The sequence below is a fragment of the Protofrankia sp. BMG5.30 genome, from assembly GCF_001983005.1.
Lineage (GTDB): Bacteria > Actinomycetota > Actinomycetes > Frankiales > Frankiaceae > Protofrankia > Protofrankia coriariae.
Genome location: NZ_MOME01000016.1, coordinates 52,907 through 64,750, shown reverse-complemented (window position 1 = coordinate 64,750; position 11,844 = coordinate 52,907). Strand labels below are relative to the sequence as shown.

General features: G+C 69.7%; 9 protein-coding genes and 2 tRNA genes. 9 read left to right on the top strand and 2 right to left on the bottom strand.

Annotated features, from left to right (window positions below):
- Window positions 1-63: 63 nt before the first annotated feature.
- Complete coding sequence (locus BL254_RS10350; protein ID WP_076843193.1) at window positions 64-606, top strand: hypothetical protein; 543 nt, start codon at window positions 64-66, stop codon at window positions 604-606.
- Between the two features lie 216 nt (window positions 607-822).
- Window positions 823-1,449: an NADAR family protein gene (locus tag BL254_RS10345; protein WP_139342259.1), complete on the top strand. Its 627-nt coding sequence runs from the start codon at window positions 823-825 to the stop codon at window positions 1,447-1,449.
- Between the two features lie 225 nt (window positions 1,450-1,674).
- Here the strand turns inward: BL254_RS10345 and BL254_RS10340 are convergent, their stop codons facing one another.
- Both BL254_RS10340 and BL254_RS10335 read right to left on the bottom strand, forming a co-directional pair.
- Window positions 1,675-4,176, bottom strand: a complete 2,502-nt coding sequence (locus BL254_RS10340; protein ID WP_076843192.1) for an RNA helicase — start codon at window positions 4,174-4,176, stop codon at window positions 1,675-1,677.
- 128 nt (window positions 4,177-4,304) lie between these two features.
- Window positions 4,305-4,375 (bottom strand) — tRNA-Gly (locus tag BL254_RS10335).
- Window positions 4,376-4,421: 46 nt separating this feature from the next.
- Here BL254_RS10335 and BL254_RS10330 point away from each other — a divergent pair.
- From BL254_RS10330 to ndk, 7 genes are all read left to right on the top strand, one after another.
- A tRNA-Pro gene (locus tag BL254_RS10330) sits at window positions 4,422-4,494 on the top strand.
- A 56-nt stretch (window positions 4,495-4,550) separates the two neighbouring features.
- Window positions 4,551-6,032 (top strand): trigger factor, encoded by a 1,482-nt coding sequence (gene tig, locus BL254_RS10325; RefSeq protein WP_047222888.1) that lies wholly within the window; start codon window positions 4,551-4,553, stop codon window positions 6,030-6,032.
- A gap of 323 nt (window positions 6,033-6,355) precedes the next feature.
- A complete protein-coding gene (locus BL254_RS10320; RefSeq protein ID WP_047222887.1) occupies window positions 6,356-6,991 on the top strand; it encodes an ATP-dependent Clp protease proteolytic subunit in 636 nt (211 codons plus the stop codon).
- Between the two features lie 163 nt (window positions 6,992-7,154).
- On the top strand, window positions 7,155-7,826 hold the full coding sequence (locus BL254_RS10315; protein WP_076843191.1) for an ATP-dependent Clp protease proteolytic subunit: 672 nt from the start codon (window positions 7,155-7,157) through the stop codon (window positions 7,824-7,826).
- A gap of 545 nt (window positions 7,827-8,371) precedes the next feature.
- Window positions 8,372-9,664 carry an ATP-dependent Clp protease ATP-binding subunit ClpX gene (clpX, locus tag BL254_RS10310; protein WP_076843190.1) on the top strand — a complete coding sequence of 431 codons (1,293 nt, stop codon included), beginning with the start codon at window positions 8,372-8,374 and terminating at the stop codon, window positions 9,662-9,664.
- A 1-nt stretch (window position 9,665) separates the two neighbouring features.
- Window positions 9,666-11,042: a folylpolyglutamate synthase/dihydrofolate synthase family protein gene (locus BL254_RS10305; protein ID WP_076843189.1), complete on the top strand. Its 1,377-nt coding sequence runs from the start codon at window positions 9,666-9,668 to the stop codon at window positions 11,040-11,042.
- 210 nt (window positions 11,043-11,252) lie between these two features.
- On the top strand, window positions 11,253-11,666 hold the full coding sequence (gene ndk, locus BL254_RS10300) for a nucleoside-diphosphate kinase (protein ID WP_076843188.1): 414 nt from the start codon (window positions 11,253-11,255) through the stop codon (window positions 11,664-11,666).
- The last annotated feature ends 178 nt before the right edge of the window (window positions 11,667-11,844 follow it).

The following is an 11,844-nucleotide window of genomic DNA, read 5'->3' as shown; positions in this document are numbered from 1 at the left end:
TGACGACAGTGGTACCCGCGAACCGATGGCCACGGGCCGGCGGCGCCCGGTGCCCACGGACCGGTGCGTGGGCTGTTGGCCGTGGGCTGGTGGCCGCTGCCGGCGGCCGGCCGCCAGGCGATCGCTACGATCGGCCGGGACATCGCCTGCGACAGCGCCAGGAGCTGGCGGCCTGCCGAACGCCAGGAGGAAGACCGGACCATGCCCACTACGGCTTCCGACCACGCCCAGCCTCCCGGCCAGGTTCAGGCGTCCGGTCGAGCCCCGGTGTTCGGCCGAACCCGGGTTCCCGGGCGTACCCGGCTGGTCGGCCGGCTGGCCGGCACGGCCGCCGTCGTGGCGATGACCGTCGGCCTGGCCGGCTGCGGCGCGGTGTCCGAGGAGACCAGACAGGCCGGCACCGACGCGCTCTGCTCGCAGATCGAGGCCCGGGCGGCGGACGTGCGCGCGAGCGTGGACGTGGCCCGGCTGGTCGCCCTGACGGTCCGCGATCTCGCGCCGGACGGGAACGTCCGGCAGCTCGCCGACCAGGTGTCACACAACCCCGGGGATCTCGAGCTTCGGGGGCAGCTAGCCGACTGGATCGACAACAAGTGCTCAGGGTGACCGGTGCTCACAGCAGCCGACACCTGAGGTGATCAGCAAGTACCTGCGGTAGTCACGGCACTTGTGGCGGCCGGCTGCTGGCCGGTTTTGYCGTCTTCGCGCCGGATGCCCACGGTCATTGATGCCCGCGGTGGTTCGGTTCGGGTTGGTTCGCGCTCGGACGAATGCTGTTGAAGCGCTGTTGAGGGCCGGGCTGCTCGTGCGACCATCAGGGCCGTGACCATACCGACCACGCCAACCACACCGGAGAGACCAACCACACCGCAGAACGCGTCCCAAGTCGAGGACCTGGTCCTGCTGGAGCAGGCCGGGCAGGAACTGGATCTTCTGTTCTTCTGGGGTCACCGGTCACCGCGCGGTGGTGGCCGCAGCGTCGGTACGGGATGCCTGAGCCAGTGGTGGCTGTCCGCATTCACCGTGAACGGGGTGCGTTACCCCACAGCCGAGCACTTCATGATGGAACGCAAGGCCCGGTTATTCGGCGACCTTGTTGCCGCGCGGGGGGTGCTCGCCACCTCCGACCCCGCCGCCGCGAAGAAGCACGGGCGGCAGGTCCGCGGTTTCGACGAGACGGTGTGGAACGAGCACTGCTTCGACATCRTGGTCCAGGGCAACGCGGCGAAGTTCTCCCAGCATCCGTCGCTGCGCAACTACCTGTTCGGCACGGGGGACCGGATCCTGGTCGAGGCGAGTCCGCTGGACCGGGTGTGGGGCATCGGCCTGGCCGCCGACGACAACCGCGCCCACCGGCCCTCGGCCTGGCCCGGACGCAACCTGCTCGGCTTCGCCCTCATGCGGGTGCGGGCCATGCTGCGTGACGCCGCGTCACATGACTCCACATGATCACATCTCCGGTCACGAGCACGCCCGAACAGCCGCACCCGACCCACTGGGCGCGTCCGCCCGTCCCCCGTTCCCCCTTGCCGGAGTGAGTACGTAAGTGGTTGCTGTGGCAGCCACTTGTTCCCTCACTATCGTGATCGTCTTTCTTGCGCGCTCCGGGAGCGTCAGGAGAGCGTCAGGGGATTCGGAGGGCCTCCCGGGCAGGGCGGCGGCGCGGCCGGGGCGTCAGAGCTGGTCGACGGCGGTGACGCGCAGGACGGCGGTGCCGGCGTCGTCGGAGGCGGCGAGGTCGACCTCGGCGCTGATGCCCCAGTCGTGGTCGCCGGCCGGGTCGGCGAATATCTGCCGCAGCGTCCAGCGGCCCGGTTCGGTGTTGATGATCAGAAGTCCGGGGCCGCGGGCGTCGGGGCCGGTGCCGATCTCGTCGTGGAGGTCGAAGTACGGCCGCAGCGCCCCCGCCCACCGGTCGGCGTCCCAGCCCGCGTCCGCGTCGAGCGCGCCGAGGTCTTCGTAGCGCCGCAGCGCGGCCAGCTCCACCCGGCGGAACAGCGCGTTGCGGACGAGCACCCGGAACGCGCGGGCGTTGGCGGTGACCGCCGGGGGCGGGGCGTCGACGCGCACGGGCGGCCCGTCCGGGGTGGGGCTGCGCAGCCGCTCCCACTCGTCCAGCAGGCTTGAGTCGATCTGGCGGACCAGTTCCCCCAGCCATTCGGTGAGGTCGGTCAGCTCCTCGGTCCGGGCCTCCTCGGGGACGGTCTGCCGCAGGGCCCTGTAGGCGTCGGACAGGTAGCGCAGGAGCAGCCCCTCGCAGCGGGCCAGGCCGTAGAACCCGATGTACTCGGCGAAGGTCATGGCCCGCTCGTACATGTCCCGCACCACCGACTTGGGCGCGAGCTCGTGGTCGGCGACCCACGGGTGGCCGCGCCGGTACGTCTCGAGCGCGGTGCCGAGCAGGTCCTCGAGCGGTTTGGGATAGGTGACGGCGTCCAGCAGCTCGAGGCGCTGCTCGTACTCGATGCCGTCCGCCTTCATCTGGGCGACGGCCTCGCCGCGCGCTCTGAACTGCTGGGCGGACAGGACCTGGCGGGGGTTGTCCAGGGTGGCTTCGACGACCGACACCACGTCCAGCGCGTAGTCGGGCGCGTCGCGGTCGAGCAGCTCCAGGGCGGCCAGAGCGAAGGGAGACAGCGGCTGGTTGAGGGCGAAGCCGAGCTGCAGGTCGACGGTGAGCCGGACGGTGCGTCCGGTCTCGTCCGGCACGGCGAGTCTCTCCACCACGCCGGCGGCGAGCAGCGCCCGGTAGATGGCGATGGCCCGGCGGATGTGCCGGCGCTGGGCGGGCGGGCTCTCGTGGTTGTCGGTGAGCAGCCGGCGCATGCTGGCGAAGGCGTCGCCCGGCCGATTGATCACGTTGAGGAGCATGGCGTGGCTGACAGCGAAGCTCGACGTCAGAGGCTCGGGCTCGGCGGCCACCAGCCGCTCGAAGGTTGCCGGGCCCCAGGAGACGAATCCCTCCGGGGGCTTCCTGCGGACGACCCGCCGTCGCTTGCGCGGGTCGTCCCCTGCCTTGGCCAGGGCGCGTTCGTTCTCCACGACGTGCTCGGGCGCCTGCACGACGACCGTGCCGACGGTGTCGTAGCCGGCGCGACCGGCCCGCCCGGCGATCTGGTGGAACTCCCGGGCGCTGAGGTGGCGGGTCCGCGTCCCGTCGTACTTGGACAGCGCGGTGAACACGACCGTGCGGATCGGCACGTTGATCCCCACGCCCAGGGTGTCGGTGCCGCAGATGATCTTCAGGAGTCCTTCCTGGGCGAGCTGCTCCACCAGCCGGCGGTACTTCGGCAGCATGCCGGCATGGTGGACGCCGATGCCGTGGCGGACCAGGCGGGACAGCGTCCGGCCGAACCCGGCGGCGAACCGGAACCCGCCGATCGTCCTGGCGATGGCGTCCTTCTCCGTCCGGCTGCACACGTTGATGCTCATCAGCGACTGGGCGCGTTCCAGCGCCGACGCCTGGGTGAAGTGGACGACGTAGACCGGCGCCTGGTGGGTGCTCAGCAGCTCCTCGAGCGTCTCGTGCAGCGCGGTGGTCACGTAGTGGTGGAACAGTGGCACCGGACGCTGGGCGGAGCGGACGACGGCGGTGGGCCGGCCGGTCCGGCGGGTCAGGTCCTCCTCGAACCGGCGGACGTCCCCGAGGGTCGCCGACATGAGGACGAACTGCGTGTCCGCGAGCTCGAGCAGCGGCACCTGCCACGCCCAGCCGCGGTCCGGGTCGGCGTAGAAGTGGAACTCGTCCATCACGACCTGCCCCACGCCGGCGGCGGCCGCGTCCCGCAGGGCGATGTTGGCCAGGATCTCGGCGGTGCAGCAGATGACGGGGGCGGTCTCGTTGACGCCGGCGTCCCCGGTCATCATCCCCACGTTGCCCGGGCCGAACGTGGCGCACAGGGCGAAGAACTTCTCCGACACCAGCGCCTTGATGGGCGCGGTGTAGAAGCTGCGCCGGCCGTGGGCCATCGCGGCGAAGTGCGCGCCGATGGCCACCAGGCTCTTGCCGGACCCGGTCGGGGTGGCCACGATGACGTTGGATCCGGTCACCACCTCGATGAGGGCCTCGGCCTGGGCGGGGTACAGGGTGAGCCCCTGCTTCTGCGTCCACTCCGTGAACGCGTCGAAGATGCTGTCGGGGTCGGGATGCGGGGGCAGGTGGTCGGCGAGCGTCATGGTGCATCCGATCGTGCCCGATGAACCGGGCCGGACACCGCGCGGGCCGACGACACGACAAGGATCGCCGTACTACAAAGATCGCCGCCCTGGCCGGGGTGTGGCCCTGACCAGGGGCGGCGCGCACGAGCGGGTGACCGGGATCGAACCGGCATGGCCAGCTTGGAAGGCTGGGGCTCTGCCATTGAGCTACACCCGCGGGACGTTCCAGAGACTCTACCCCGTAGGATGGAGGAGCAACGCCACGGGGCGTAGCGTAGTGGCTAGCGCGCCTGCTTTGGGTGCAGGAGATCGGGAGTTCGAGTCTCCCCGCCCCGACCGGTAATCTCGGCGCGTCCATCCGATCCACCGCCGCATCAGGAGTTAGCCGCGCCGTGAAGGCCACCAAGGAAACCCTTAGTCCCACCCGGGTCAAGCTGACCGTCGAGGTGCCCTTCGACGAGCTCAAGCCCTCTGTCGACGCCGCCTACCGCAAACTCGCGCGGGACGTCCGGGTTTCCGGCTTCCGGCCGGGCAAGGTGCCGCCGCGCATCCTCGACCAGCGCCTCGGCCGGGGGACGATCCTGGAGGAGGCCATCCACAGCGCACTGCCCCGGTTCTACACCGACGCGGTGCGCCAGGAGGAGGTCGACGTCCTCTCGCAGCCCGAGGTCGACATCAGCTCGTTCGCCGACGGCGCCCCGCTGGTGTTCACCGCCGAGGTGGACGTCCGCCCGGAGATCGCCCTGCCGGAGTACGGCACCGTTGAGATCACCGTCGACGCTGCCGAGGTCACCGAGGAGCAGGTCCAGGCCCATCTGACGACGCTGCGGGAGCGGTTCGCCGTCCTCGGGCCGGTGGAGCGGCCGGTCCAGGCCGGTGACTTCATCTCGCTCGACCTGACCGCGACCGTCGACGGGGAGACCGTCGAGGGCGCCGACGCCGCTGGCCTGTCGTACGAGGTCGGCAGCGGCGATCTCGTCGAGGGCCTCGACGAGGCGATCACCGGTGCCTCCGAGGGCGAGAGCCGGACGTTCCAGACCGAGCTGTTGGCCGGGGAGCACGCCGGGAAGTCGGCCGAGGTCACGGCGACCGTCCGCGGCGTCAAGGAGCGTGAGCTGCCCGAGCTCGACGACGACTTCGCGACCACCGCCAGCGAGTTCGACTCGCTGGCGGAGCTGCTCGAGGACGTCCGGGCGAGCCTCGGCCAGGGAGCCCGGCTCAACCAGCTCAACCAGGCCCGGGAGCGCATCCTTGACGATCTGATCGAGCGGCTCGACGTGCCGGTGCCGGAGGCGGTCCTCGACAGCGAGGTCGAGGCCCGCGAGCACCGCCTCTCCCACGAGCTTGAGCGCCTCGGCCTCGAGCGGGCCGCCTACCTGGAGTCGCTCGGCCAGAGCGAGCAGGAGTACCTCGACGAGCTGCGGCGGCTGGCCGCGCGAGCGTTGCGCTCCCAGTTCATCCTGGACGCGGTGATCAATATCGAACAGATCGGCGTCGAGCAGGGCGAGCTGATGGAGCAGATCATCGGCCGGGCGCAACGCGCGGGCCTGAGCCCGGAGGTCTTCGCCCAGCAGATCTCCCAGGGCGAGGGGCTTGCCTCGATCATGGCGGACACCCTGCGCGGCAAGGCTCTCACCTTCCTGCTGGAGCAGGTGAAGGTCGTTGACGCCGAGGGCAACGCGGTGGAGCTGGACCTGCCCCGCCGRCCGGAGCCGGCGGTCGATGCCGCCGACGCCGACGCCGATGCCGCCGACGCCGATGCCGGCAGCGCCTACGACGCCGATGTCGACGATGCCGACGGCGATGCCCGCGATGACGATGACGACGACGAGGTGGCCGGTGGCACCCAGGTCGGCCCCACACCCGGCGTCTGAGCGTCCCGGCACCACCTGACTGGCCGTCGCCGGGTGGACGAGGACCGTCCGGGGGTTGACCCGGTGCCTCGTCCGCCCGACCGGTACCTGGCCCCGCCCGGCTGGTAGCGCCCGACTGGTAGCCGGCCCCCGGGGCCTTGGCCGGCCGTCCGTCCGGCGTCTGTATGATACCTCGATGTCCGAATTGATCAGATTTCGGACTGGCCGGCCCTCACGCCCAGCGCGAACATCGAGCGTGAACTCCCGGAACCGACGCGAGTCACAGATAGTGTCGAGCCGGTCAGATCAACCGCCGCCAGCGCGAGGAAGCCGAGGAGCTAACCGTGAGTGATATCGCAGCCCCGAGCCTGGCAGTCCCGCAGCTTCGCTCGCCGGGGTCGAACGGGGCCGGTTTCGAGGAGCAGGTCTTCAACCGCCTGCTGCGCGAACGGATCATTTTCCTGGGCTCGGTGGTCGAGGACCAGATCGCCAACACGATCATCGGCCAGCTCCTGCTGCTCAGCGCCGAGGATCCGAATCGGGACATCTCCCTGTACATCAATTCCCCCGGCGGCTCGGTCAGCGCGGGCATGGCGATCTACGACGTCATGCAGTATGTCGAGAACGACATCGTGACGGTGGCTCTTGGCCTTGCCGCGTCGATGGGCCAGTTCCTCCTGTGCGCGGGCACGGCGGGCAAGCGCTACTCGCTGCCGCACACAAGGATCATGATGCACCAGCCCTCCGGTGGTATCGGAGGCACCGCGTCCGACATCGCGATCCAGGCCGAGCAGATGCTCTACACCAAGCGGATGATGCAGGAGCGGATCGCGTTCCACACCGGCCAGCCCGTCGAGCAGATCGAGCGGGACTCCGACCGCGACCGTTGGTTCACGGCCGCGGAGGCCAAGGACTACGGATTCGTCGACCATGTGGTATCGCAGGCCCGCCAGGTGCCCAGCGAGAGCGCGGTCAGCTAGCCCCGGTCGAGCTGGGCCGTCCTGGTGGACGTCGACCGCGCGGATCGATCGACATCCACCAGGCCACCACCCACCGGACCGGCTCGAAGAACACGCGGGACGCTCAGCCCGCACCGTCGAATCTGCCACCGATCATCACAAGCCGTCGGGGAGGCACCCGGACATGAACCAGACGATCACCGGTCAGGGCGACACCAGCCGTCAACCCGTCAGCCGATACGTCCTGCCGCGCGTCATCGAGCGGACCAGCCGGGGCGAGATCGCTCTCGATCCCTACGAGAAGCTCCTGCGCGAGCGCATCATCTTCCTGGGTGTGCAGATCGACGACACGTCCGCCAACGACGTGATGGCGCAGCTGCTGTTCCTGGAGTCCGAGGACCCGGACCGCGACATCTCGATCTATATCAATTCGCCGGGCGGTTCCTTCACCGCGCTGACGGCGATCTACGACACCATGCAGTTCGTCCGGCCCGACATCCAGACGATCTGCATGGGGCAGGCGGCATCGGCCGCCTCGGTGCTGCTCGCCGCCGGCACCCCGGGCAAGCGTTTCGGGCTGGAGAACAGCCRCATCCTGCTGCACCAGCCGTCCGGGCAGGGCGAGGGCCAGTCCAGTGACCTGGAGATCCAGGCTCGGGAGATCCTGCGGATGCGTGCGCTGCTGGAGCGGATATACGCCCAGCACACCGGCCGCAGCGAGGAGGAGATCCGCCGGGACATCGAGCGGGACAAGATACTCAGCGCGGCCGAGGCCAAGGAGTACGGGCTGATCGACGAGGTCATCTCGACGCGCAAGTCCTCCCAACTGGCAGCCGCTCCGTCGGCCACCCGGTAGCGACCCCCGGCGCGGCGAAAACCATGACTGCGTTGCTTTCGCCCCCCGGACGGCCGGGGGAGCTGGGCACCGCGCGGCCGGCGGGCCAGCCCCGCCGGCCCGCCGCGGTGGGCAGCCCCGGGTGTCCGGGGCGCGGAAGGCATGCGATCGTGTTGCCCCCGGCCGTCCGTGGGGGCGTCCGAGGCTGTTTCACCACGATGTCGGGCGTGTATCGGGCGGCAGGTGATCAAATGGACGGCCGGTCGGCGCGGTGGCTGCCGTGCCCACGGCGTGCCCGGGCTCAATCCGTACGGCGCGGGCGTCCGCGGACGCGGCCGCCGGACCGTGGGCTGATCTGCGCGAGCCGCGCGATAGAGCTCTCACCGGGCGTCTGTACGGGGTACGGTCCCCACACGAGGATGTGACGGCCATCAGCCCGATGTCGCCGGCATGTGCAACAGTCGGTAACGCGGGCAGGATAGTAACAGACAGGCGACGACTGGGCGGCCAGACCGCCCCTGACCTGCAGGCGACACCATCGTCTGGACGAAGGGACTGAGTCCTCGGTGGCACGCATAGGTGACGGCGGCGACCTGCTCAAGTGCTCGTTCTGCGGCAAGTCCCAGAAACAGGTGAAGAAGCTCATCGCCGGGCCCGGTGTCTACATCTGCGACGAGTGCATCGATCTCTGCAACGAGATCATTGAGGAGGAGCTGTCGGAATCCTCCGATCTCAAGTGGGACGAGCTGCCGAAGCCCCGCGAGATCTACGAGTTTCTGGACAGCTACGTCGTCGGCCAGGAGCAGGCCAAGAAGACCCTGTCGGTTGCCGTCTACAACCATTACAAGCGGGTCCAGGCCGGTGGGGCCGGCGGCGACGCCAAGGGTGACGTGGAGCTCGCCAAGAGCAACATCCTGCTGCTGGGGCCCACCGGCTGCGGCAAGACACTGCTCGCGCAGACTCTCGCCCGGATGCTCAACGTCCCGTTCGCGATCGCGGACGCGACGGCGCTCACCGAGGCCGGTTACGTGGGCGAGGATGTCGAGAACATCCTGCTCAAACTCATCCAGGCCGCCGACTACGATGTCAAGAAGGCCGAGACCGGCATCATCTACATCGACGAGGTCGACAAGATCGCGCGTAAGTCGGAGAACCCGAGTATCACCCGGGACGTCTCCGGCGAGGGGGTTCAGCAGGCGCTGCTGAAAATACTGGAGGGGACGACCGCGAGCGTGCCGCCCCAGGGTGGTCGCAAGCACCCCCACCAGGAATTCATCCAGATAGACACCACAAATGTCCTGTTCATCGTGGGTGGAGCTTTTGCCGGGCTTGACCGTATCATCGACGCGCGCATCGGCAAGAAATCCCTGGGATTCCGGGCGGTTCTGCACGGGAAGGACGATCCGGACGCCGCGAAGGTCTTCTCCGACGTCATDCCGGAGGACCTGCTCAAGTACGGGATGATTCCCGAGTTCATCGGCCGCCTGCCCATGATCACCAGCGTCTCGAACCTCGACCGGGAAGCGTTGATCCGCATTCTCACCGAGCCGAAGAACGCGCTGGTCCGGCAGTACAAGAAACTGTTCGAGCTGGACGGGGTCGACCTCGACTTCACCGCGGACGCCCTCGACGCGATCGCGGACCAGGCGATCCTGCGCGGGACCGGCGCCCGCGGGCTACGCGCGATCATGGAAGAGGTCCTGTTGTCGGTCATGTACGACATCCCCAGCCGCAAGGACGTCGCCCGGGCCGTGGTGACGCGCGAGGTCGTCCTGGAACACGTCAACCCGACGCTGGTGCCGCGCGACCGTGACGTCGCCTCGTCCAAGCGGACCCCTCGCCAGGAGAAGTCGGCCTGACGTGGGGGCGGACGACGCCGGCCCGGGCGGCGCGGGCCCGAGCGACGAGGGTCTGCTGAGCGACGACGGCGGTCTCGCCCGGGTCGAGAAGGCCCTGGCCGGACGTTTCCCGCACCGCATGCTCCCGGACCTCGACCGCATGCGTGACCTTGTCGACCTGCTGGGCCAGCCGCAGCGGGCCTACCCGTCGATCCACCTGACCGGGACCAACGGCAAGACCTCCACCGCCCGGATGGCGGACTCGCTGCTGCGCGCGTTCGGGATCAGACCCGGCCGRTACACCTCCCCGCATCTGGAGAGCGTCACCGAACGCATCAGCCTGGACGGCCGGCCCGCCGTGYCGGAGGTCTTCACCCGGGCCTACGACGACGTCATCGCGTACGCGGAGCTCGTCGACGGCCGGCATCCGGAGCGGGTCACCTTCTTCGAGCTGCTGACCGCGATGGCCTTCTCCGCGTTCGCGGACGCGCCGGTCGACGTCGCCGTCGTCGAGGTCGGGATGGGCGGGACCTGGGACGCGACCAACGTCATCGACGCCGGAGTGGCGGTCGTGACCCCGATCTCCATCGACCATCCGGAGCTCGGGGACACCCCGGAGGCGGTGGCGGCGGAGAAGGCCGGGATCATTCATCCGGGCGCGCTCGTCGTGCTCGCCCAGCAGCCGCTGCCGGCCGCCGAGGTGCTGCTGCGCCGGTGCGCCGAGGTGGGGGCGACAGTGGCGCGGGAGGGGCTGGAGTTCGGGGTACTCGGCCGCACCATCGCCGTCGGCGGTCAGGCGATTACTATCCGTGGTCTCGGCGGTGTCTACGAGGACCTGTTCCTGCCGTTGCACGGGCAGCATCAGGCGCACAACGCCGCATGCGCGCTGGTGGCCGTCGAGAGCTTCCTCGGCGGCGGCCGGGAGCCGCTCGACATCGACGCGGTGCGCGCCGGCTTCGCCCAGGCCGACTCCCCGGGACGCCTGGAGGTGGTCCGCCGCTCGCCCACGGTGCTGCTGGACGGCGCGCACAACCTCGCGGGCGCGCGGGCGCTCGTCCAGGCGCTGGACGAGGAGTTCGGCTTCGACCGCCTTGTCGGCGTCGTGGGGATGCTCGCCGACAAGGACGCTGCCGGCATCCTCGCCGCCCTCGAACCGGTGCTGCACGACGTTGTCGTCACCCAGAGCGGATCACCACGGGCGATGCCCGTCGACGACCTCGCGGCGGTCGCGGTGGACGTCTTCGGCCCCGACCGGGTGGAGGTCGCCGTCCGCCTGGACGACGCCCTCGATGCCGGCGTCCGGCTGGCCGAGCGGGACGGTGACCTCGGCGGCGCCGGGGTCGTGGTGACCGGATCGTTGGTGACGGTGGGGGAGGCTCGGCACCTGCTGCGTCGCTGACGGGTAGGTTGACCGGCACCCGCTGGTCGACGTCTGCTGGCCGGTAGATGTCGACCGGCAGAAGTTGACCGGTAGATGTCAGCTGGTAGATGTTGCCAGTGAGCCGAACGTGGCGTGGCGGTGGATAACGTGGCGTGGCGGTGGATAAGGTCCACAGCAGCCGTCGGAGGACCGCGGCTGTCCACGCGAGCAGCTAGGAGAAGGAGTTCCGTGTCCGTCGAACGCAMCCTCGTTCTGGTCAAGCCCGATGGCGTCAGCCGTGGCCTCGTCGGCGAGGTCGTCGGCCGGCTGGAACGCAAGGGGCTGACCCTGGTCGCCCTCGAACTGCGCACCCTTCAGCGCTCGGTCGCCGAGACCCACTACGGCGAGCATGCAGCCAAGCCGTTCTTCGGCGAGCTGGTCGACTTCATCGTCTCCGGCCCGCTGGTCGCGCTGGTGGCCGAGGGCCCACGGGCGGTCGAGGCGGCGCGTGGCCTGATCGGCGCCACCGACCCGGTCAAGGCCACCCCGGGATCCCTGCGCGGCGACTACGCCCTGGAGATCGGGCAGAACCTCGTCCACGGCTCCGACTCGCCCGAGTCCGCCAAGCGCGAGATCGACCTGTTCTTCCCGGGGCTGAGCTGACGGTTGGTTCCGCTCGGCCCGCGGACCCGCTCCGGCCCTGAGAACGGAGGCCGGGTGTGGCGCATCGGCGGCGTGCTGCCCACCGGAGCGCCACACCCGACGGGTGGGTGTCCAAGTTCGTACGGGTCTGGTTCATGCAGGTTACATTCGTGAGGGTTACRCAATGTTGTTACTCCGG